The 22,606-nt window shown below is 42.0% G+C and carries 14 protein-coding genes, 1 tRNA gene and 7 pseudogenes; 11 read left to right on the forward strand and 11 right to left on the reverse strand.

Annotated features, from left to right (window positions below; genetic code table 11):
• Positions 1 to 22: 22 nt before the first annotated feature.
• Positions 23 to 846 (reverse strand): annotated as a pseudogene (locus JCM15908_RS12800) (outer membrane protein assembly factor BamD).
• A gap of 257 nt (positions 847 to 1,103) precedes the next feature.
• On the opposite strand from JCM15908_RS12800, the gene uvrB reads away from it, so the two are divergent.
• The 5 genes and pseudogenes from uvrB to JCM15908_RS06550 all read left to right on the forward strand — a co-directional run bounded on the left by uvrB (position 1,104) and on the right by JCM15908_RS06550 (position 6,384).
• A complete protein-coding gene (gene uvrB / locus JCM15908_RS06530; RefSeq protein ID WP_025002735.1) occupies positions 1,104 to 3,146 on the forward strand; it encodes an excinuclease ABC subunit UvrB in 2,043 nt (680 codons plus the stop codon).
• An 18-nt stretch (positions 3,147 to 3,164) separates the two neighbouring features.
• Positions 3,165 to 3,691 (forward strand): annotated as a pseudogene (locus JCM15908_RS15600) (transposase); the annotation flags it as partial.
• Positions 3,692 to 4,054: 363 nt separating this feature from the next.
• Positions 4,055 to 4,993, forward strand: a pseudogene (locus tag JCM15908_RS12810) (IS30 family transposase).
• A 154-nt stretch (positions 4,994 to 5,147) separates the two neighbouring features.
• A tRNA-Ser gene (locus JCM15908_RS06545) sits at positions 5,148 to 5,232 on the forward strand.
• A 504-nt stretch (positions 5,233 to 5,736) separates the two neighbouring features.
• Positions 5,737 to 6,384 carry a hypothetical protein gene (locus JCM15908_RS06550; protein ID WP_025002737.1) on the forward strand — a complete coding sequence of 216 codons (648 nt, stop codon included), beginning with the start codon at positions 5,737 to 5,739 and terminating at the stop codon, positions 6,382 to 6,384.
• A gap of 10 nt (positions 6,385 to 6,394) precedes the next feature.
• Here the strand turns inward: JCM15908_RS06550 and JCM15908_RS12815 are convergent, their stop codons facing one another.
• The 3 genes from JCM15908_RS12815 to JCM15908_RS06560 are packed head-to-tail and all read right to left on the reverse strand — an operon-like array spanning position 6,395 to position 8,053.
• A complete protein-coding gene (locus JCM15908_RS12815; protein ID WP_373277415.1) occupies positions 6,395 to 7,651 on the reverse strand; it encodes an N-6 DNA methylase in 1,257 nt (418 codons plus the stop codon).
• The gene (locus tag JCM15908_RS14130; RefSeq protein ID WP_051530771.1) at positions 7,633 to 7,848 is read right to left on the reverse strand and encodes a hypothetical protein; all 216 of its coding nucleotides are present in this window, start codon (positions 7,846 to 7,848) and stop codon (positions 7,633 to 7,635) included. The genes JCM15908_RS12815 and JCM15908_RS14130 overlap by 19 nt, the downstream gene beginning before the upstream one ends.
• Position 7,849: 1 nt before the next feature.
• Complete coding sequence (locus JCM15908_RS06560) at positions 7,850 to 8,053, reverse strand: helix-turn-helix domain-containing protein (protein ID WP_025002738.1); 204 nt, start codon at positions 8,051 to 8,053, stop codon at positions 7,850 to 7,852.
• Between the two features lie 357 nt (positions 8,054 to 8,410).
• Here JCM15908_RS06560 and JCM15908_RS06565 point away from each other — a divergent pair, with 357 nt between their 5' ends.
• From JCM15908_RS06565 to JCM15908_RS12825, 6 genes and pseudogenes are all read left to right on the forward strand, one after another.
• Positions 8,411 to 8,719: a DUF3853 family protein gene (locus JCM15908_RS06565; protein ID WP_025002739.1), complete on the forward strand. Its 309-nt coding sequence runs from the start codon at positions 8,411 to 8,413 to the stop codon at positions 8,717 to 8,719.
• Positions 8,716 to 9,763 (forward strand): annotated as a pseudogene (locus tag JCM15908_RS12820) (AAA family ATPase). The gene JCM15908_RS06565 and the pseudogene JCM15908_RS12820 overlap by 4 nt, the downstream one beginning before the upstream one ends.
• 174 nt (positions 9,764 to 9,937) lie before the next feature.
• A complete protein-coding gene (locus JCM15908_RS06575) occupies positions 9,938 to 10,828 on the forward strand; it encodes a DUF8464 domain-containing protein (protein ID WP_025002740.1) in 891 nt (296 codons plus the stop codon).
• A gap of 103 nt (positions 10,829 to 10,931) precedes the next feature.
• Entirely contained in the window at positions 10,932 to 11,279 is a 348-nt protein-coding gene (locus JCM15908_RS06580) for a plasmid mobilization protein (RefSeq protein ID WP_025002741.1), read from the forward strand.
• A complete protein-coding gene (locus JCM15908_RS06585; protein WP_025002742.1) occupies positions 11,276 to 12,199 on the forward strand; it encodes a relaxase/mobilization nuclease domain-containing protein in 924 nt (307 codons plus the stop codon). Before JCM15908_RS06580 ends, JCM15908_RS06585 begins: the two co-directional genes overlap by 4 nt.
• Positions 12,200 to 12,220: 21 nt before the next feature.
• Positions 12,221 to 12,879, forward strand: a pseudogene (locus JCM15908_RS12825) (hypothetical protein).
• 151 nt (positions 12,880 to 13,030) lie between these two features.
• Here JCM15908_RS12825 and JCM15908_RS15110 read toward each other — a convergent pair.
• From JCM15908_RS15110 to JCM15908_RS12840, 7 genes and pseudogenes are all read right to left on the reverse strand, one after another.
• Positions 13,031 to 14,176: a hypothetical protein gene (locus tag JCM15908_RS15110; RefSeq protein WP_234396396.1), complete on the reverse strand. Its 1,146-nt coding sequence runs from the start codon at positions 14,174 to 14,176 to the stop codon at positions 13,031 to 13,033.
• Positions 14,177 to 14,591: 415 nt separating this feature from the next.
• A complete protein-coding gene (locus JCM15908_RS15115; protein ID WP_234396397.1) occupies positions 14,592 to 15,239 on the reverse strand; it encodes a hypothetical protein in 648 nt (215 codons plus the stop codon).
• 47 nt (positions 15,240 to 15,286) lie between these two features.
• Entirely contained in the window at positions 15,287 to 17,086 is a 1,800-nt protein-coding gene (locus JCM15908_RS15120; RefSeq protein ID WP_234396398.1) for a serine protease, read from the reverse strand.
• Positions 17,083 to 18,267 (reverse strand): ComEC/Rec2 family competence protein, encoded by a 1,185-nt coding sequence (locus tag JCM15908_RS06600; RefSeq protein WP_025002743.1) that lies wholly within the window; start codon positions 18,265 to 18,267, stop codon positions 17,083 to 17,085. Before JCM15908_RS06600 ends, JCM15908_RS15120 begins: the two co-directional genes overlap by 4 nt.
• A gap of 98 nt (positions 18,268 to 18,365) precedes the next feature.
• On the reverse strand, positions 18,366 to 19,649 hold the full coding sequence (locus JCM15908_RS06605; RefSeq protein WP_025002744.1) for a PDDEXK nuclease domain-containing protein: 1,284 nt from the start codon (positions 19,647 to 19,649) through the stop codon (positions 18,366 to 18,368).
• 12 nt (positions 19,650 to 19,661) lie between these two features.
• A pseudogene (locus JCM15908_RS12835) lies at positions 19,662 to 20,952 on the reverse strand (site-specific integrase).
• Between the two features lie 347 nt (positions 20,953 to 21,299).
• Positions 21,300 to 22,055, reverse strand: a pseudogene (locus tag JCM15908_RS12840) (IS256 family transposase, variant Zn-binding type); the annotation flags it as partial.
• Between the last annotated feature and the right edge of the window lie 551 nt (positions 22,056 to 22,606).

Consider the following 22,606-nt stretch of genomic DNA (forward strand, 5'->3'; position numbering starts at 1 on the left):
TATTTATTTTATTGTCTCTTGATTAATCCTTCGTTACTTCCTTGCACTTGGCTATGAATTTCTCTGCCGTGGCACGCTCTTTCGAGTCGGGATACTCGTTGATGAAACCATAACATTCGTCCTCTGCGTCTTGGAAGCGTTGCAGTTTCTTTGACTCTACGCTCATCTGTGCCAGTTCGAACTTACTTTTCATTACGAGTATGGCAAAATCCTCGCGCAGATTGCTGTACGGATAGTCATTAAGCGCATTTTCGGCAGTGATGATGCAGGCTTCGTAGTTGTTTCCACCGCTTGTGCAGTTGCCGAAATAAGAACCGAGATTATAGTAGAGCTTGGCACTCAGGTATTCTTTCCGAATCAGTTTGTCTTGCAAGTCAAAGAGTCGCTGCTGTGCCGCTCCCTTCATTACACCATCGGGATAAATGTCAAGGTAGTCCTGAAAGGCGGCTATGGCGGCTATGGTTGGTGTCTGGTCAAGGCGTGGTTCGGGCGTTCCCTCATAGAGCTCTGCCCGATGTAAAACGAAGCCATCTCGGCATAATAGCCGCGTGGATAGGTCTGAAAATATTTCTTGAAAGCCTCGGAAGCTGCCTCATAGTCTTTCAGTCCATATTCGGACATGGCAAGCATATAAAGACACTCCTGCGCATTGTCTGTCCCCTTCTCTATTGTTACCAAGTCCTGCAATAGAGAGGCTGCAAAGCCGTATTTGCCATTGGCAAAACATTCCTTGGCAAACTCATACTTATAAGCGTAATTAGAAGTCTTGTAGACCTGATTGTATTCGTGAGCGCAGCTGGTAAGCAGAATTGCCGCGCAGAATGTTATGAGGAGCTTCTTCTTCATTTTCTGATTTTGAATTGCAAAGTTACACATTATTCTATAAACTAACAAAGAGAGATTGCGAATTTTAGCAAAAAATTACCATTCCTTAGATACTGTCAGTAGTTTTTAGTAACTTTGCCAAGAAACGGATAGCAAGTAGCAGAAACATTGACACAAGATTTAAGTCGTCCGCAAGGTGTTTGTGTCTTAGTTTTCCAACGGGGTAATGGAACGATGAGGCTTTCTTGCTTTCCCATGCTTCCGTCAAAAGTAAAACAATGGACTTTGAATTAATTTCCCAATATCAGCCTACGGGCGACCAGCCTGAAGCTATTCGCGAGCTTTCTGAAGGGATAGAGCGCGGAGACAAAAGCCAAGTGTTGCTCGGCGTAACGGGTTCGGGCAAGACCTTCACGGTGGCAAACGTCATTGCCAACGTACAAAAGCCGACGCTTATCCTGTCGCACAACAAGACGTTGGCGGCCCAGCTGTATGAGGAAATGAAAGGCTTCTTCCCTAACAATGCCGTAGAGTATTACGTATCTTACTACGACTACTATCAGCCCGAAGCCTATCTGCCAACTACCGATACATACATTGAGAAAGACTTGGCCATCAACGACGAGATTGACAAGCTCCGCCTGTCTGCCGTGTCTTCACTGCTCTCGGGCAGGAAAGACGTTATCGTCGTGTCGTCCGTCTCGTGTATCTACGGTATGGGCGGTCCCGTGGCTATGCGCTCCAGTGTTATTCGTATTCAGAAGGGACAGACGATTGACCGAAATGAGTTCCTTCGTCGCTTAGTCGACGCTCTCTATGTGCGCAACGACATCGATTTGCAACGCGGAAACTTCCGCGTGAAGGGTGATACGGTTGATATTGCCATGGCATACAGCGACAGCGTGCTGCGGATAACGTGGTGGGATGATGAGATAGACTCCATAGAAGAGGTTGATTCTGTTACCTTCCACCGGCAGGCAGCCTTCGAGGCATACGAGATATATCCGGCCAATCTGTTCGTTACGTCGAAAGAACAGACCGAAAATGCCATCCGCATGATTCAGGACGACTTAGTGAAGCAGGTGGATTTCTTTACGGAACTGGGCGATAGGATAAAGGCACAGCGCATCAAGGAGCGCGTGGAGTATGATATGGAAATGATAAAGGAGCTGGGACATTGTTCCGGCATAGAGAACTACTCGCGCTACTTTGACGGACGGGAACCGGGGCAACGCCCCTACTGCCTGCTCGACTTTTTCCCCGGTGACTATCTGATGGTCATCGACGAGAGCCACGTCAGCGTACCTCAGATTTCGGCCATGTATGGCGGCGACCGCGCCCGGAAGAGAAACCTCGTAGACTATGGTTTCCGTTTGCCGGCGGCCTGCGACAACCGTCCCCTGAAGTTTGAGGAGTTCTGTAGCCTTATCCATCAGGTCATCTATGTATCGGCTACTCCTGCCGATTTTGAGCTACAGGAATCGGAGGGCGTGGTTGTGGAGCAGGTGATTCGTCCGACAGGATTGCTTGACCCGGAAATAAAGATACGCCCCTCGGAAAACCAGATAGACGACTTGATGGAGGAGATACTCGTCCGTGCTGAAAAAGATGAGAGGGTTCTCGTTACGACGCTGACTAAGCGCATGGCGGAAGAGCTGACGGAATTCCTGCTCAACCACGATGTCAGGACGGCATATATCCACAGCGATGTTGCCAGTCTTGACCGTGTGAAAATCATCAACGGCCTTCGGGCGGGTCTCTACGACGTCTTGGTGGGGGTGAATCTTCTCCGCGAGGGGCTTGACCTGCCGGAAGTGTCGCTCGTTGCCATCCTCGATGCTGACAAGGAGGGTTTCCTGCGCAGTCATCGAAGCCTCACTCAGACAGCCGGACGCGCTGCACGAAATGTCAACGGAATGGTGATAATGTATGCGGATGCGGTTACCGACAGCATGCAGAAGACCATTGACGAGACCATACGCAGGCGAACCAAACAGCTGAAGTACAACGAACTGCATCATATTATCCCGAAGCAGATAGTCAAGGACATAAAGGGCACGCTGCCGACGGGTGAATCTTCAAGAAATGCATTGTCAGCCTCGGTTACCAATACTATCAAGGGAGCATACGTGGAGCCGAACTTTGGCATGTTGATGGCCGCTGACCCGATTGTCCGGCAAATGACACGCGAGCAGTTGGAGAAGAGCATTGCCAATACGACCAGCCTGATGAAGAAGGCTGCCAAGGAACTCGACTTCCTACAGGCTGCACAGTATCGCGACGAAATTCTCCGCTTGCAGCAAGAGTTGGAGACGAAATAGCATATACTTTCCAAATCGATATGCTGCGTTGATGCCCTGAAAGGCTTCCCCGACGACATACAGAACGTATTCCCCGATACGAGGTGTCCAACTATGCGTTGTCCTCAAATACGTAACTCTATCAAATACGATGGCAACAAGCATGAGAAGGAGTTCCTCCGTGACCTTAAAACGGTATATGGTGCCGTTGGCAAAGAAACTGCGGAAACGCAGTTGGACACGCTCGAAGGCAAGTGGGGAGAGATGTATCCTATCGTCGTAAAATCATGGCGTGACAACTGAGAGTGCCTCACGGAAGGCTTCCAGTATACACCTGCCATACGCAAGTTGATATATACAACCAACACGGTAAGAAGGGCACCACAGGCAAATGGGTTTAGGTTACAAAGAACAAAGGGGTGCTTCCTTCCGATACTTCTCTCGAGAAACTTGTGTATCTGGCATACCGGAACATACGTGAAAAGTGGATTATGCCACTTGCTAACTGGGAACAGATATCACAACAACTGGCAATAAAATTTGGAGAACGTTTTGAAATCATGTAACTTTGCCTCGGAGAAAAGGCTCCTCATCTGCCCAACACGATTAAAAATTGTGTCATCTGAATAAGGTGAAATATAAAGGATTAGGGGCTTGACACAGTTAAAATTATACTACCTGTAGAATAGATTATTCAGCCTACTAAATGTCCATTACGCCAAAATTTTAAGCTTTTATGATTGGGCTTTTTAATGCAAGTTCCAAAACGAAGTGCAATAGAAGAGTGTCCCTCGCCGAGAGATGCAGACGTTCTCGAAGCGTAGCGAGAGGTTGTCTGCATCTCTCGGCGAGGAAAAAGAAACAACCAGCAATACAAATTAAAAAAGGAGACCGAAGTCTCCCCAAGATTAACTAACTTTGTATTGCTTATGTACCATCAATTAATCTCGGAGCAAAGGCCGCAAATTTTCGCCTTACTTCAAAGGAAAACAGCAAGAAAAGAAATTGCCGCCATCGTCGGCATCAGTCAGGCAACGCTGTCACGTGAAATCAAACGCAACAGCACGCCGTCGGGAAAGTATATCTGGATGAAGCGCACGATGTGGCCATGGAACGCAGGAGGCGGACGGTGAGCAACTCCAAACTCTCATACGAATTAGTCTGGAGAATCAAGGAATACATCGTTAATGACCAATGGTCTCCAAGGCAAATATCGGGGTATCTGCGTGTTAACGAAGGGATCAAGGTATCTCACCAGTCCATCTATAACATCATCCACAAAGACACAACAGGGGAACTTGCCAGGCACACAAGGCATAAGATGAAATACAGACATCGTCCCAAGGGGGGGATATCTTCCTGTCAAAGACAGGGTGAGCATCCATGAAAGAAGCAAGGAGGTTGACGGGAAGAGATTTGGAGATTTCGAGATGGACCTGATCCTCGACCCTGCCCAGCACGCCATACTCACACTGGTGGAGAAATCAACCAATATGTTGCTTATGCAGAAACTGCCATGTGGGAAGCAGTCAAAGCCTTTGGCAAAGGTGGTTAGGAAACTGCTCTTGCCATACAAGCACTGCCTGAAGACCATCACCACTGACAACGGACCGGAATTTGCGGCGCACAAGGACATCACAAGGTTCTTAGGGGTTCCAGTGTACTTTGCGGATCCATATTGTTCATGGCAAAAGGGAGCCATTGAGAATACAAACAAGCTAATCAGACAATATATACCTAAAAAGGAGTCGTTTGAGAACTATACGGACAAGAGAATTATGGCCATACAGAAGAAATTGAATGAAAGACCAAGGGAAAAACTAAACTTTTCAACACCAAAGTGCGAGTTCTTCAAACAGGTGTTGTAATTTTGCACTTGCTGGTTGACTCTACATTAATCCATAATTTTGATAGTTAGATTAATAAAAATAGAATAAAATTTGCAAGTTCTAATATTTTTCTCTACCTTTGCAACCACTTTCGGAGAAATAAAAGATAGAGATGCTTTAAAAGTCATTTTCAGGAGAGATGGTAGAGTGGTCGATTACAACGGTCTTGAAAACCGTCGTACCGAGAGGTACCGGGGGTTCGAATCCCTCTCTCTCCGCAGACAAGGGCGTAAATTAGCGAGTTACGTGATTTACACCCTTTATTACACCCCAAAATTAATGTCTTGGAAAGACATATTATACTCCCAAATTGTATAGAAGCAATATGACTATTCTGCTATTGCTATTATGTTTTTAAGATACAATAATTATGTGATACATCAAAAATTCTCGACACAACCACATTTTTTGCTTTATCTATTGTCTAAATAATAAAAAAACACTACCTTTGCAATACAAATTGCATTGTGTTTAACATGTAATATTAGTATTGATTTCTAAATAAGTATAATAAAAAAAGAATATAAATTACAAATATCCTTGACTCGACTGGAGTATCTGAACTAGCATCTCAAAATTCCTTTAGGTCGGCCAAATCTTGGATATTCACGTCTCTTAGAGGGTGTGGATGTAAAAGATTGTTACCTAAAGTGGGCTATGCTAGGCCTTGATACCAATAATCCTCTCCACGCCCTCTTTTTTAAGGAATAGAGGGTGTGTTTATGTCTATAGAATTTATAATGGTAGCAAATGAATTAAAAGAGGTCGAGTCTCTTCGTAAAAGTCTTGAGGAAAGTTTGACAAAACTTATCCAAAAAGTTGGCAAAGTAAGCATTGGCAGACTTGAGCAGTTCCCATTTGGTTGGAGAAAAGCAGCAAAAGGTCGCACCGTTTGGAGAATCATAGAGGAACTTATTACACAGAATCTTGAGGTTCACCATAATGAATTTGGAATCTCAAAAGTAACAGCTTCTGATTCTGAGGTTTCTGTATATGATATGAAATGTGAATTTGATGGCCACAGCCCTTTGTATATTAATATTAAGTCTGCTGTTTTAGGTGGAAAAAGAACAAAGGATGATATCTCGAAAGCTGAGGGCTTGATTAACTTCTACAAAGAAGATCCTAATCATATTTTTATGATAGCTACATTTCTTATTAAATTTAATGAAGATATGAGCATTGAACTTACCAAAGTTGTAGTTATGCCTATAGCTTGGATTCCAGACCTCTATGTAAATCCAAGTAATAATGGAAATCTTCAATCTTCATATGCAAAGGATTTAGATAAAATTAAAAAGAGAACGAATGCGACTTTTATAGAAGAATTAAAGAAAGAAATACAAGTTGCAGAAGGCAAAAAGAAATAAAAAGGGAAGGTCAAACGACCTTCCCTAAATTTCTAACAAAATCCTTTACCTTTGATTTACTTTGTTCAGATATTCCCGATGAATTGAAAACAATAATATCAATAATCTGAATAGCTCGTTCTTCTAATAAAATACCTGATATAACATTTTTTGCAACTTCTTCCAATTTGTGCTTCTCATTTTCTGAAAACTCAATCATCGGAATCCTTGATACATATCCGGAAGTAACCATATTTGAACGTATTATTACTCCTCTAACAAAATACGTAACTAAACTACTGTTTAAATATGAAATTAGCCAGTAAATATTTTCTTTTCCTGGAAAAATGGTAGCATTGACTCCAGATACAGCATTTCGGGGTTTGTATACAGCACTAAATGGTAGTCCCATTGATGAACATGCTATTCCTTCATCCCTTAAAAAGCCTTTATTTCGAATCATAAAGTTTTTTACTTTGAGCGATTCCTCCATATAATCATCAATTATATAAGCATCTGGTTCTGCTTTAAACTTTCGTTTTGCGGGGTTTTTATAAAATGGTATGTTAAACCCTTCTTTAATTTCTTTTGATAGATACTTTTCATCATTTCCTGTAGATATGCAAGTAACACATTTGTATTGCTTACCCAAGGATATGTTATATTTGAACAAATTAATAATATCTGATTCTAAATCTATAATAAATTGATTAAGTTTAAGTTCTTTTCCTAACCTGATGTCATCAAGTGCACATGTTTTGAACTGATGGTTATTCAATCGCTCTTTAAACTCCTCAACACAATTAGGACGATTCATAATTTTTACATACCCTTGATATCTGCGTCCTTTTTGCAAGATTAGTAAACACGTTCTAACATCTGCCCCTTGTGACCAAAATAAATTATTGGGGCAAAGAAGTAACTGATGAATAGAACATTCTGTGAAAATTTGCTCTCTAAGTTTTGCATGGAGGGTAGCTGTCAAAAAAGAGTCTGATATTATAACTCCAATAAGACAGCCTTCCTTTGCTATACTTATCATAGCCGACAAAAACATTGAGTACATATTATAAGCACCTACTGGGAATGCCAATGATAACTTCCTTTTATTATCCTTAATATAGGAAACTTCGTGGCAGTTATAAGGTGGATTAGCTATAATATAATCATACTCATTACATTGCATAGGAAGGCTTTGTAATCTCCCAATATAAAACTGAAGAAAGTCTTTACACGTGAAGTTAGAATACTGATGTTCGCCATAATCTATTATGTCGAATGAATCAATATTCTTTTTTTATTATAGAAATACTTTAACAGTTCCTCTTTTCCAGTGGCTGGGTCAAGCACATTTAATCCATACGGATTTATGCTTAACATTTCATTGGTTAAATATTCGGCAATAAAATTAGGAGTTGAATAATATCCAACCTCTCGTCTATCTATACCTTCTTGATTTATGAGAGTTTTTACTTTTCTTGCCATCTTATTTTACTAATTCTTTGGGTGAAACATTGAGCAAGTCTGCCACCTTGAAGATAATAGCGAGGTTGGGTTGCTTTCGGTTGCAAACATAAGCATTGGTAATACTGAAGCTCATACCCAACTCTTTGGCGAGCCACGTTTGGGTGATGCCTCGTTTCTTCAAATGCTCCTTGATAAGGTTGCTATGCTCTTTCTTCTGTCCCATTAGATGATTGTTTATCTTGATATTGATTACAAAGTTATGAACTTATAATGAATAAAACAAAGAAAAATAGAGCTTTAATGCGACTCAAATGATTTTTTCTTTTTGTGAGGACACAAAAGTAATTTCTTAAGTAGTCAATGATGATTGGAAATGAATATGCCTTTGTCCGAAACCATCCACTTTTTGAGTATGTATTGAGCGTTTTTGACCGTTGTTGATTTCCTTACATTTCCCTATACTTCCCGCTATATCCCAGCCTCTTGGAATAACATCAAACGCCCTCTACTTTTGCATCGTCAGACCTGACTGAATGCCCTATGCGCAAGGGTGAGTTATTCATTTTAAAACAATCGAATTATGACGATAAACGAATTACTGGGCAAACCTGTGTGGCAGATGACTGGTGAAGAACTGCTTTTCCTTGCACAACACGGCAATGTGTCCTCAAGTGAAGAAAAGGGTAAGGCTTCCTCCAAAGAAGAAAAACGATATGTGTACGGCTTGGCTGGCATCGCACGCCTCTTTGGGTTCAGTCTGCCCACTGCCAATCGCATCAAACAGAGTGGGAAAATCAATCGTGCCATTACGCAAGTGGGTCGCAAGATTATTGTGGATGCTGACCTTGCGCTGGAATTGGCAGGACGAAAGACGAGAGGACGAGGATGAACACGACAGATTATGAAAACATTTGGAAAGCCTCGCTTATCCATGTTACGGACGAGTTCTCGCTTCCGCCCGTAGTGCTGCAAGCAGGCGAAGCCATCATTGGCACGCTGGGCAATTTCAGTGTATCAACAGGCAAGGCGAAAGCAAAGAAGACCTTCAACGTGAGTGCCATCGTTGCTGCAGCCCTTATCAATGGGCAGGTGTTGGAGTATAAGGCTTCCTTTCCCGAATGTAAGCGCAATATCCTTTACTTTGATACAGAACAAAGTCCTTACCATTGCCAACTCGTGATGCAGCGCATTCTGCGATTGGCAGGACTACCGATTGATAGAGAGCCGGAGCATTTGAAGTTTAGCCATCTCAGAGCCATTGCCGATCCCAATGAGCGTAGAGAAATCATTCGTTACGCCATTTACAATACTCCTAACGTGGGCTTGGTGGTCATTGACGGCATTCGTGATTTGATGCTTGACATCAATAACTCAACGGAGGCGACTAAATTGGTGGGTGACCTGATGCAGTGGACGAGCGAGCAGAATATCCACATTCAAACCGTCTTACACCTCAATAAAGGCGACGACAATGCACGAGCATATAGGAACGGAACTCAACAACAAGGCAGAGACAGTCTTACAAATCACGAAAGACAACACGCTGCCAGAGCGAAGCATTGTAGCCCCTACCATTATTCGCTCCAAGCCCTTTGAAAAATTCGCTTTTCGGCTCAAGGAAATGGAAGATGAGGTGTGCGTTCCCGAAATCGATTCGACCTATACGGACAATGAGCGCAAGCCACACCGCTATTCCTACCATGAGCTAAGCGATACCGAGCATCGAAAAGCATTGGAACGAGTCTTCTCTACGAGTGAGATCTTGCCATATAGTAAACTTATTATGGCTCTCAAAGAGATTTATACAGAGGTTGCGAAGCAATCTTATGGGCAAACAAAACTCAAAGAACTCTTGCAATTTCTGCTCAATAAAGGCATAGTGGTCAAGGAGGAACGAGGAAAATATCGGCTCAACAAAGATTATCAACCCTAAAACCATTGGTCGGTCGGACACAGGCTATATATACCTGAACCAACCCGACCAAAGAAAAACAAGTTTGGTCGGTCGCAAATGGATGCCTATAGTGTACGACCGTCCGACCAAACAACCAGCCTCAAAAGAAAAAGGCTGACTGTTATTCATTTCAAACGTCAAAACAAAATCACAATGGATATACAATATATCAAGCAAATCGCAATTACAGATTATTTGCAACAACAGGGCTATGCGCCTGCACGAGTACATGGAATTCACTATTGGTATTGCTCTCCACTCCGCAACGAGCGCACACCGTCATTCAAAGTCAATACCGAGCGCAATCAGTGGTATGACTTCGGGACAGGTGAGCATGGCGACATCATTGACCTTGTCTGCGCTTTGTTTCGTTGCTCTATCAGCGAAGCCATCGACCGACTTAGTGGTGCAAAACAAGTAGCGCATCAAGGATTTTCTTTTGGCGGTGAAAGAAAAAACTTCGAACGCAAATTGGAAATCTTCTCAGCGCATCCACTTTCCAATCCTAATTTGCTACGCTATCTTTCGGAGCGCACCATTCCTCTTTCCATAGCCAGCACCTACTGCTCGGAAGTCCTATTCCAAAATATGAATCGGAAATACTATGCCATTGGATTTGCAAACGATGCTTTGGGATGGGAAATCCGCAATATATATTTCAAAGGATGTATCGCACCGAAGGCAGTTACAACGATAAAAAGAGGTACTGACCGCTTGCAAATCTTTGAGGGCTTCATGGATTTTCTCTCATGGCAAACGCTTAATCCTTCTTCAATGAGCGATGCCATTGTTCTTAACTCTTTGGCACTTTTGCCACGTATTAAAGAGCAAATAATGGGCTATCAAGAAGTAGAAGGTTTTCTGGATAATGACGATGCCGGGCGTAAATCTTTTGCCGTTTTGAAGCAAATATGTCCGCAAATCGTTGATGGTTCTACACGCTACCGAGAGCACAAAGATCTTAACGAATGGCTCGTAGCTCAATCCAAAATCAAAGAGAAACAGGTGTTATTACCGACCACGAAGCGTGGCATTAGAAAATAACGTGTATTTGGGAAGCAAGTTTGTGTTTTGAGTATCTCAAAACCTACTTGCTCCCACCGTTGCGAGGTAAAAATCCCGTTGGTCTCATCAAAAAATATAATTTATGGAACAGAAGAATAAAGGTGGACGCCCCACCAAAACTTTATCAGAGAAACGAAAGTATCAAGTGCTTCTTCGGCTCAACACCATGGAATATTACACCTTGTTGGGCAAAGCACGAGAAGCCTCCCTTACTCGCACCGAGTTTTTGCGACGGCTCATCGCAAAAGCAGAAGTCAAGAGCCGAATCAAGCCGGAGGAAATGCAACTTATCCGCACAGTTTCGGGTATGGCTAACAATCTTAATCAGATAGCCCATCGACTCAACGCCTTTGGCATCACTAAACTCAATGAAGACTTGAATGCACTGAAAACGCTCATTCATGAACTCATCAAACGCTTGAAACTATGATAGCCAAGATTATCAAAGGTGCAGACTTCGGAGGTGTTATCAACTATATGCTCAGTAAACAGGAAGGAAAAGCTATGGTTCTAGCGAGTAATAACATAGGTTTTACCGACCAAAACCTATGCGCCCACGAGTTTACTCTGCAAGCCTCCATGCGCCCGAACGTGCAGAAGCCAGTCTGCCACACGATACTCTCATTTTCTGCCAGCGATGCCGAGCGACTAACGGACGATATGATGGTAAAGATTGCCAATGAATACTTACAGAAGATGGGCTATGGCGACACGCAGAGCCTTATTGTAAGGCACAGCGACCGCCAGCATCCGCACTTGCACATTTGTATCAATCGCATTGGCAATGATGGCAGGACCATCAGCGACCGTAATGAGAAATACCGCTCTATAAAGATTTGCCGAGAACTAACCGAGCGTTATGGTTTGACCATTGGAGAGGGGAAGAAGGCGGTAAACCGCCACCGACTGCGAGGAGAAGATAAATTACGCTATGAGATATTCGATGCCATCAAGGCTATATTACCTCAATCGCAGAACTGGAAAGATTTTGTTTCAGGCTTAGAACAACAGGATGTTGCCACTCATTTCAAGACGAAAGGTAATACAGATGTAGTGCAAGGAATCATCTTTGAAAAGGACAGTTGCAGTTTTAGTGGCTCAAAGATAGACCGTTCCTGCTCTTTCTCGCGCCTCAATGCTGAGATAGAGCGAAACATCCAACAAGCGCAACTGCATTTATCGAAAGAGCCGATGGCACATTCGACAGATGAAAATACTTTTACTCCCGACTTATCCGATGCACTTAGTGAAATCTTTACGATGCCGATTCCAAGTAGTGGTATAGACGTTGATGAACTTCGCTTCCAAAAGAAACTTCGTAACAAAGCCAACCGCAAGCGTAGAATTTAATCACCTCAAAATAACAATCGTATGAATAATGAAATAGCCCCAGTTCTCGATATGCTCGAAGAACTTAAACAAGAATGCAAAGCCATCAGCAAGGCGCAAACAGAACTACGTACCACGCTTGCAAAACAGCCTACCTGCACAAAAGCAGAGCGCACCACAACGCAAGAGACCGTACAAATCCATCTTTCTAAAGAGACGCAAGCCAAAATCAAGGAGCACCAACTTTTTGTTTTGGAGGCTCTCTCGCAATCAAACAAAAGACTCGACCGAAGTTTGAAGCCTTACAACAACTTATCAGCGAGCAACAGAAGCTCGTAGAGTATAAGAATTACTCACTCTTTGCTAGTGTGCAATTAGCCGAGCGCATGTTGCTTCTGTTAGTTTGCGGACTGGTCATGGTCAGTTGTTGGTTCTTCGCCATGGGAGCCAACCAACTTCAAACCGCCTCCGATTACGACCTTCGCTACCGCTATCTGCGTATGCAAAGCAAAGCCACCACCACTGACTTCGCCCATCTCGACAGCATCTTTATCACACATCGCAATCCCAAGGCCATTCAGCAGATGCAACAGAAGGTTGCTGATTACGAGCAAGCCCTGCAACGGCAAGTGGAGTTGTTGTTGCAGCAGGATAAGATAAAGCAAGAACAAAGCGAGCTAAAGAAGTTATTGGGAAAATAAGTGGCTTCATAATAATATATGTCCTCAATGTCTGTACACCTTACAGAGAGTATAAAATCTTCCAAAACATGGCTTTGGGATGATTTTATGGCTTAAACTTTCATTTGGTAACTTATGGATATTCAGATAAATTATAGGTACTATTATCATTTTATTCTTTTATCCAATTCACATTTCCCCCTTCGCCATATTTGGCGCAGAAAGAGTAAGTTTTGTAATTAGGTACAACTGTAGTGCCAACTATAAGCTGTCGTTCAGCAGAGATTGTCCAATACAAGGTATAACCTTTTGTACGGAGGAATTCCTCCAGCACAGTTCTGCGAATATGCAATCCTTTTGGTATACCTGCACGATAATGTATGGTGGAAGCATAGAAAGAAGCCAAATGATTTTCCGTTCCATAGGTAAAGCAAGCATGACCTTTGAAATGAAGTTCCATAGTGTTCATCAGTTCGGGGCAAGGTAGCATATTTTCTTCTCTATATTCATCGCCAAGCCCCATAGCATCTTCTTGAAGTTGGGTATAGTTGGTCAGCATTACACGGCATGGACATTTACCATCACCGGCTGACACATAGAGCCATTCCTCATCTTCTGCACTGACATAAGGCAACATCCAAGGATATTCAAGTAGACGGATATCTATGCTTTGTCCAGAAGCTGGCATTGCTCTTCCGCTGAAGTTTTGCCTTGCTATCCATGATTCAAACTTCTGTGCATCTTCATTGCGGACAAAGAATGTTTCGTAGGACAAATAGGCATCTTTATGCTCTCCATTCGCGGGAATTTTGGAGAAAATATTAAATAACAACAGCCACTTGTTATCCTCGCCCACAAAGAAGTGTTGACAATCGTCTGTTGTAACTGGTTGCTCAACCCAGTCGGTATCCGACATTTGCTTATCTAGCACGAATGGTGACTGCTTATCCAATACATCAGCTAACTCAGCATCATCTATCAATTCTGTGGTCAAAGTGACATCAAAGTCGTTCTGTATGGAACTGTACCACGGATAAGGAGGGCGGAGTATGCGCTTATTACCACCTACCTCATAGTGCCACCTATCAGTTATAGCAAAAAGATCCATCAGTTGTGCTTCTACCGCAAATAGTGCTTTCCACTGATATTTCTTTCCTATTCGCTCACGCTGGTTATCATATCGCCCCGATGAATGCACTCCATTATCCTGTTCACCTAAATCATCATTCCAGCCCAAAATGTTAATTTTTTGAGCCACCATAGATTGCAACTGAGCGAGTGGCAGCATAGATGGAATGCCGTTTTGGTTATGTGGCATCAGGGTGTAAATCCTACTCTCACTATTTGTATTAAAGCCCAATATATAACGATGGAAATCAGAAAATCCACACAATGAATATCTAAGTTTTCGGGAACCATCTGTACGACCGAAGTAATCGTCACCTATCTCTATTGTAGCTAGGGATATCTCTTCTTGTGGATTGTAAGGAGCAATGCCTTAGAAAAGAGGTCTATGCCATCGTTCTGCGTCTTGGAAAACAGTAGTATCTTCAACAACCATTCGCGTACTCTGACATCCTCTACAGGCTGTTTGTCTTGGAAATGATAATCACGAATAAGAATCGATACGGTTTTGGAAAGTTTCACATCCCGCAAAAGAAGTAATGCGCCATATATTGCATTATAAAGCCCCTCCAAGATATAAGTATCTTTGGCAGAATGGAAATCACGTATCAACAGTTCAAACAAGTCGCTATGATGACAAAGTATGCGACACAGCTTCCGCTTGGCATGTGCCTTATCACAGGATGCGATGATGCGCAACTCCAAGCCAAAAGATAGGCTTCCACCTTATATTCTTGTTCGTTCACTTCTTCGGTATAAAGCACTGACTCTTCGTAATACTCATTGACTACAGGTGTCCACTTGAGATCCAACTCCGCTTGGTTCTGTACATTTAAAGATTGATGTAGTGTTTTTAAGAAACCATTGAGCGAATGCAAGGATACGCTGAAGATGAAACGGTAACTTAATGTCTTCTCTGCTTCCTGCCAAAACTCATTTAAAAGTTTCTGTTCAATTGGATGGTAATGCCATTCTAACCCTTCAATAAAACATTGTTGCAGAAGAGCATTATTCCCTATCCTCTTTTCTTCAATAATCTCCTTTTTCTCAAATATCTCTGGCCAAAGAATCGTGATATAGGTTAGAAATTGATAAAATCCCTCCTTGCTAAGTTTTTCTTGCTCGTAGCACTTAATCCACTCTTTGAGCTGGGTTATTTTAGCTTGCTTATCCGATCTGGTGGTTAGAAATACAATGGCTCGCATTACATCCTCCATCTGCTCGTATTCAAACTTCACAATTAACTCTTCGCCCATATAGTTCGTTGCATAATTCCAATCTGCCAAAAGTAGACCTTGAGCCATTAAATTATACAGAAGAGACTTGCTCCAAGTACGATTTCTACAGAGTTGATTGGACACAACTCTTGCTTTTTTGCGAGTGATAGGATGGAATTTGTAGGTAAATACCGATAAGTGAGCCAATCGGCAGAGGTAATGCCAAGTGATATTCTGTTCTGGGTCTTCATCCACGCTTTCGCCACAGTCTCTTCACGCATATGGATGTACTGGCGATATAATACGCCCAATGACCCTAACCATCTTCTATCGTAATATGGCATTGAAACATAAGTTTCACAGAAGATACTCAAAAAAAGCCCATTCTTGAATCCAAAAAGATTCTTGTCATAATCGATATTATAGGCTTCAAAATATTTATTCACAACATCTTGATTATTCTCCAGCCCAGGAAGATACTGCATTCTGTAACCCCATCTGTTTAACTTGTATTTTTCGTGAAATGGCTTTCTCACTGTAACAACTAATGCCAAGTTGGGATATTTGTCTAATTCTGTTTTCAATACCCCCAAACTCTCACACCAATAGGAATCGTCAAGACCTTCATTGAGTGCATCAATAATGAATATATAGCGTCTTGTACCAATATTTATTGCATCCCTTTCGGCTTTTTTCTGTAACTCTTCCAAATAACTCTCATTTTCGAAGTTGAAGATTTTGCGGATTTCAGCAATAACACCTCCTCTGTCCTTGTTGAACTGAATACCAAAGCACAGATATACATTCGTTTCTTTGATGATTTGCGAGGCAATGCTACATATATTGTGTGTCTTGCCGCATCCGGCAGGACCGTAAATGCAATAAACTTTTTCTTGTTTGTTGACCACATATAGAATACTCTCACGTATTTGCTTCCAAGAAAGCAATTCCTTTTTCAACGCAACCTCTACAGTTTTCCAATTTTGCGTGTCATTTTTAAGACGTTCCATGTCGCGCTGCATCCCGATGTTGTAATCCAACTCAGGCAAGGTTTTATCAGCAGGGGTGACGAATAGTGCAGGATTCGTTTTTTGCAAACTAAGAAATACTTGCTTGCCCGTGCGAAGTATCTCTTTATGCTTCTCCAGATTCCGAATGTCCCACAAATTGGCAAACAGTGTTTCAAAAGATTGGTTAGGCACATCCAACTCTGGTTTATACCGATTTCCCGCCAATGCTATCTGCTTGCGTAGTTTTTCGGCACACTCTTTTCTGCCATAAGCAATCTCTTGAAATTTTATATAGTCAGATTCGGCAGGCACACTTTGTGCCTTTAATTCAGCTTCAACGCTCTTTATGCTTATAAAGCCGATATGGCTATCCAATATATTTGTCACAATGCCGATTATCTTATTACCATCTGTATATACTGGTGATCCAGAGAAACCTGCGTATTCTGTAAGATGCTTCTCGTCTTCAAATACGGCATAGGCATCAAAATCACCATTTAATGCTATATAAGTTTCATCCACCCTTATCTTGACCGACTGGCCAACAGCTTGACCTATCAAAGTACTAGGATAACCCCAAAATCTGAAGTGCGTTTTCGCCTCTATCGGCATACTAAGCAGCGAACCATATTTATGGCTCACAGCCACGTCTTTCAACTTCAATATGGCAATATCCTTTCCATGTTTTACTATTGTAAGTTCACACTCATATTCCTTTTCCTCAATTTCCACATATATAGAATTGCCGTTTAGGGCAGAGCCGACCACATGAAATGCCGTAAGCAGTTTATTGACATCCACAAAGAAGGCAGTTCCCCTTTCCGTACCACATTCCACTTTGTAAGTGATCGAAGGTATTGTACTGATATTGCTCATAACGTTATTTCATTAATTTGTTCCACGTCTATTTCTATCCCCTCTTTCTTTAGCATCTGAACCTTTTTTTTCATCTTATTATAGATGTCGTTTTTGTAATAGGTTGAGTTAAAGCATAATATACGTTTTTTTATTGTATTCAATAAAGGTTGATAGATGATATTAACAATGGCATGCAAGTGCGGTGCAGAACTTGTGTATCCGCAGAATATCCAGTTTGGGCTATCAATATGCTTCAATAGTTCTTTTGATAAATTGGCATCGCTTCCATGATGAGGAACTTTGATTGCATCAAAATAGATTTTCTCATTCAAAGGGATTTGATTTTTTTCCTTATAAGCTTTTATTCCTGTTATCACGATTTCTGAAGAAGCATCTCCCAAGAGAAGAATTTTCTTATCGCCTAATTCCCAGACAAATGCGATGCTACCTCTATTGGTCTTAGAAGTACCTTCTCTATCAGGCTTTCCATATTCAGCTTTCATTGTGCTAATAGAAGTGGAGATTTTGTTCTCAAGGAGCAAATTTTTATGATTATAGAGCAACGAGAGTAACTCAAATAATTCCGCCCCTTTCTCTTTCCCTTGTTCAAGCGGATATTTCTTATAAAACTTCCTTGCAAATTCATCAAGAATATGTTTGTTCAGTTCATCGATAGCAGTTTGGGTAGGTGATACTATAAACATTTTCCCCAATTCACCTAAAGTAAGGTATTCGCTAGTAATGAATGTTAGATTTTTATTCCAAGCATCCTTCCAATTTCTTTGAATCAATGTAGATAACGCCAATACATCTTTTGCTGCAACGGTATGTTCGGTCCTTGGTTTCCATGTGGGAATAATGGTCTTTAATTTTTCAATCTGCTCCTTCTCAAAAACAGTAAGTTGTTCAATCTGTTGGTCCTCTTCCTTCTTTGCGAAAAGATTGTTATAAATGATATGGCCTATTTTAAGTTCTGGCATTTGATTCAGCATATTGCAAATACCATCAATGTGGTCTACGTCAATATGTGTCACCACCAAATAGTCTATATGGCAATGAAGCGTATCTGTAACAATAGCCTTTATCTCAGGGGTAAACACATGGCAGTCCACCATCATTGAGAAAAAAGTACCATCATCTTTAGCTGCAAGGCAGAAAATGCAGTCACCATTACCAGAAGTGGGGAAAAGAAGTTTCATATTATGATAGATAAATATTATCAACACCTTGGGCGTTGGAATACAAGCAGTGGATGCCGGCTAAAACACTCCAATGTGAACGGATTAGAACAAACTACTCAGACGATTTCTCCTTTATCAACTATCTTCGACAATTCTTCCTCTACTTCCTCTACCGTAGGCAGAGCTGATTTCAAACTATCAGGGATTGCCTTTGTGAGTTGATAGTCGCTCACACCGATTGGCTGGTCGTAGCCCGAAAGGGCATATTGTGCTACCACTTTATCACCACCATTGCAGAGGAGCAAGCCGATGGTCTTGTTGTCATGTTCGCCACGAAGGGTATTGTCCACAACATTGATGTAGAAGTTAAGTTGACCCATATATTCGGGCTTAAATGGTGTGGCTTTAAGTTCGATAACTACGTATGCGTGTAGTTGGATATTATAGAGGATAAGGTCGGCATAAAAATCAGAATCACCCACTTCAAAATGCTTCTGCTGTGCTACAAACGCAAAGCCGCTGCCCATTTCCAAAAGATATTTGGTGATATGAGAAAGCAATTGTCGTTCAATGTCTCGTTCTGCCATTTTATCCGTTTGCCCCATCATGTCAAAGATATAAGGGTCTTTCATCAAATAGTTCGCGAGGTCGCTTTGCGGTTTGGGTAATCGTGCCGAGAAGTTACTCGCTTTCTTTGCTGCAATCTGCCGAGCGAAAAGATTAGTCTCAATCTGCATTTGCAGAACATTGCTGCTCCAACCATTGGCAACCGCTTGCGTAATATACCAAAAGCGTTCACCCAAAGGCAACTTGCTGTTAAGCAAAATTACATGGCTTGCCCAGTTGGTGCGAACTATGGCTGAGTGCTTGAAGATTTCCTCTATCTGACTGATATCACTGTGATAGATAGCAGACAGCGTTTCAGAAACCTCTCCTAATTGTGCAAGAGGTTCTTGCGTAATTATATCTCCCTGAATACCTGCTGCTTGTATTTGCGCAAGAGCCTCTTGCGTAAATTGGTTGAGTTCATTTGTTAGTTGTAATACATTATCAACCGAAGGACTATTAAGCAACTTTTCAATCTTACCCATTTCTGTTAGAACCTCCATAGGATAAGCCTTTGCGAATTGGCACATATAGATAAGATTGCGAGTGGAATACCCTTTCTTATTCGGATATTTAGAACGTATCGCCTTAGAAAGGTTGTCAATGACTTTGCTTCCCCAACCATCTTTCTTTTGGAGGTAGAGGATAAAATGCCCCACTTTCCAATAGTGGAAAAGCATGTCTGCGTTTGCAGAAGCTATTAAGCGTACTTGTGTATGCTCAAGGTCGGTACCAATAGCTCGTACAATGAGAGCTAAATCTTGGTGCTCTGTTTTATTTATTTCTTGGCTCATATCGTTTCAGTGTTATAATTGATTGAATTTACTCATGGCATTCGCTTTGATGTCGTCCGCAATGTCTATGTATGGTTTCATAGCCTTGTAGTCGCTATGCCCCGTCCATTTCATCACCACCTGCGGAGGAATACCCAATGCAAGTGCATTGCAGATGAATGTTCTACGACCAGCATGTGTTCCGAGTAGGGCATACTTTGGTGTAACCTCATCAATGCGCTCATTACCCCTATAATAAGTTTGGCGCACAGGTTCGTCAATACCTGCTAGTTCTGCCAATTCTTTGAGATAATCATTCATTTTCTGATTGGTAATGACAGGCAGCACCTTGTCATCTTCAAATGCCACATCCTTGTATTTATCAAGGATTGCTTTGCTGTGATTATTCAATTCGATAATCAAACTATCGGAAGTCTTGACCGTTGTCACTTCTATATGGTCGCCCTTTATATCGCTTCTACGGAGATTAAACACATCTGAATAACGCAAGCCCGTGAAACATTGAAAAAGAAAAACATCACGCACTCGGTCTAAGGCTTGTTTGGAAGTAGGTATTTCGAACTCTCGGAGTCTGCTCAATTCCTCCCATGTAAGGAAAATGATTTTCTTCTGTGTACTTTTGAGTTTGGGTTTATAACTGTCATAAGCATTGTTCTGATGCACACCTTTTTTAAATGCCCATCGTAAAAACCATTTCAAAAAGCTAAGTTGCTTGCCAATGGTCGAATTGCGCATTTCTTTTACATCACGGAGATAAGTAACATAATCATTCAGCCCCTTCTCGTCAAAGAAATCAAACGTAAGCCCGTCACGGAAATTCATCAGATGATTTTTTACCGCTGCAAATTTCTCGTAGGTGGAATCAGTCCAGTCATTCTGCCGTCCACAATCTCGCACGAACTCATCAAATACTTTATAGAACGCATTAAGCGTTTGATTTCTTTGGCTTGACTTCTTCCTCAATAGGCTTGTGAAGAGCATTGAATGCCTCTTTTATTTGTTCCTGTGTTGGCATAATTTCTTCCACCTCAAACTTCTTGAAGATTTCCTGTATCTCAGTATAGTAGCCCAAGAGTGAAGCATTGATTTCAGAAGCGGATTGTTTCAGTTTGTTGCTACAACCATTCTTTACACGTTGCTTATCCGCATCCCATTTGGCTGCATCGATGCGATAGCCAGTGGTGAACTCAATCCGCTTGGATGCAAAATTAACGCGCATACGAATAGGCACGTTCTCTGTGATAAGAACTCCGTCCTTCTTTCTGCTCTCCAACGTGAAGATGATATTCCGTTTGATGTTCATACCTTCGGGTGTATTGTTTTAAGCACCCAAAGTTACGCCCTAAAAATGATATTACCAAAGATTTTCCGTGAAATCTCATTTTATTAAGCGTTCCCATAAGTCGCTGTATAACAATAGAGTGATATGATTTGATAGTTTGCGATAGTTCAAGAGAAAGAGCCTCTTTCTCCGCAGTTTTAACCCCCATAAGTTACTGATAATCAATACTTATAAGGTTTTTCACACCAAAAAGTTGCACCAAAATTACACTAAAATTGAATTATTCTAGGGTAATGGACATTTGGTAGGCTGAAACCTTGCATGCTTGTTAGCAATGGACATTTGGCAGGCTGGATTATCCAGCCTACTTTTTTGTATTGAGGAAACCCGTCAATAAATTTCTTCTTATTGATTTCATTCAACCCATTGTGATTTAATAATGCCCTTTTGAGTTGTGCGTTAAATCCTTCCAAACGGTTTGTCGTATAATGTTCAGTTCAGGATGTTCCTCATAGGTGAAAAGCCATTTGAGATGCGTTCTTATAAATCGTCTTGCTGTTCTTAGCCTTCTATGCGTATAGGCGGTTTTCCCGGAAACCAATACCGTTCTTTCATTGAGAAAATCTTCCCAGTCCTCACACCATTTGTTAAATCTTTCGTGAGCAGCCTCCTGATTATCTGTAACTGATGGAACTGGCACATCTGTGCAGGACAGGAGTTTATAGCTTGCAAGAGTCCTGTATGTCCGTCACATACGACTGACTTTATTTCTGTTCCAAACTCTTCTATATGGTTGAGCCCGTCAAGATAATCCCTGTTCGTTTCGTTCCTGACATACTTGCGATGAAGTGTCTTTCCGGATTCCGCATCCATAAACAGCATAACACCAAAGCTGCGGGAGAAGTATGTCGTATCAGTGATGATGACGCTGACTCAGGACAGACAGGATTGAAACTGTCCGCTGCCAACGCCAGATGGCGGCGTATTGTCCTCTCTGAACATTTGTGGATAACAGCCGGTTCTGAAACGGTCCGTCTATCAGTCAGATATTCGTTCCAAAGGGTTATGTCTCTAATGCGCTTTCCCCCTTGGAATTGCTCATCACAGTCCCGGCAATAATACATTTGGAAGCCACGCCGATGACCCTTCTTTTTAACATTTGAGCCGTTGCAGCATATACAGTTTTTTATTCATAGGTTTTCAAATGCTGCAAAGGTAATAAATGAAGGACATTCAGAAGGTTTCAGCCTACCAAATGTCCATTACGCCCCAAGAGACAGGAATCTGAATGAAAAGGCAAAGGCTTGCAGTCGCCCTTGACAAGCGGTGCAAGCCTTTGCTTTTTATACCCTGAAGGGCTGTTTGAGTCTACAGGGCCTTTTCCCTGAAGGAGATTGTGCCCCGTTCTTATCTCACCGTCAGTTTGCTGACAGCTCCGTCGCTCATCCTTACAAGGTTCAGGCTCTTCTGCCGTGCGTTCAGCCGCCGGCCGTCAACGGAATATACGGAAACGGGCTGCCCTCCTGACCGGCAGCATTATTTTACCTTCAAGTCCCATCCGACCGTCTCTTCTTTCATGGCGCCGGTCTCTTCGGTTATATTAATCTCCTTGGGCGCAGGGCCCTCTGCCGAAATGTTTATATTGGTCATGGTATTGCGCTTCAAGGTAATCTCC

Origin of the sequence: Prevotella dentasini JCM 15908, from assembly GCF_000614065.1 — a bacterium.
GTDB classification, from domain to species: Bacteria; Bacteroidota; Bacteroidia; order Bacteroidales; family Bacteroidaceae; genus Prevotella; species Prevotella dentasini.

Coding starts and splice junctions, on each gene's coding strand:
- JCM15908_RS15110 (WP_234396396.1), bottom strand. CDS start 14,176: ATGCCACATAACCAAAACGGCATTCCATCTATGCTGCCACTCGCTCAG.
- JCM15908_RS14130 (WP_051530771.1), bottom strand. CDS start 7,848: ATGGCAAGAAAAGTAAAAACTCTCATAAATCAAGAAGGTATAGATAGA.
- JCM15908_RS06560 (WP_025002738.1), bottom strand. CDS start 8,053: ATGGGACAGAAGAAAGAGCATAGCAACCTTATCAAGGAGCATTTGAAG.
- JCM15908_RS06580 (WP_025002741.1), top strand. CDS start 10,932: ATGGAACAGAAGAATAAAGGTGGACGCCCCACCAAAACTTTATCAGAG.
- uvrB (WP_025002735.1), top strand. CDS start 1,104: ATGGACTTTGAATTAATTTCCCAATATCAGCCTACGGGCGACCAGCCT.
- JCM15908_RS06600 (WP_025002743.1), bottom strand. CDS start 18,267: ATGAAACTTCTTTTCCCCACTTCTGGTAATGGTGACTGCATTTTCTGC.
- JCM15908_RS06575 (WP_025002740.1), top strand. CDS start 9,938: ATGGATATACAATATATCAAGCAAATCGCAATTACAGATTATTTGCAA.
- JCM15908_RS06605 (WP_025002744.1), bottom strand. CDS start 19,649: ATGAGCCAAGAAATAAATAAAACAGAGCACCAAGATTTAGCTCTCATT.
- JCM15908_RS06585 (WP_025002742.1), top strand. CDS start 11,276: ATGATAGCCAAGATTATCAAAGGTGCAGACTTCGGAGGTGTTATCAAC.
- JCM15908_RS15120 (WP_234396398.1), bottom strand. CDS start 17,086: ATGAGCAATATCAGTACAATACCTTCGATCACTTACAAAGTGGAATGT.
- JCM15908_RS06550 (WP_025002737.1), top strand. CDS start 5,737: ATGTCTATAGAATTTATAATGGTAGCAAATGAATTAAAAGAGGTCGAG.
- JCM15908_RS15115 (WP_234396397.1), bottom strand. CDS start 15,239: ATGGGCGAAGAGTTAATTGTGAAGTTTGAATACGAGCAGATGGAGGAT.
- JCM15908_RS06565 (WP_025002739.1), top strand. CDS start 8,411: ATGACGATAAACGAATTACTGGGCAAACCTGTGTGGCAGATGACTGGT.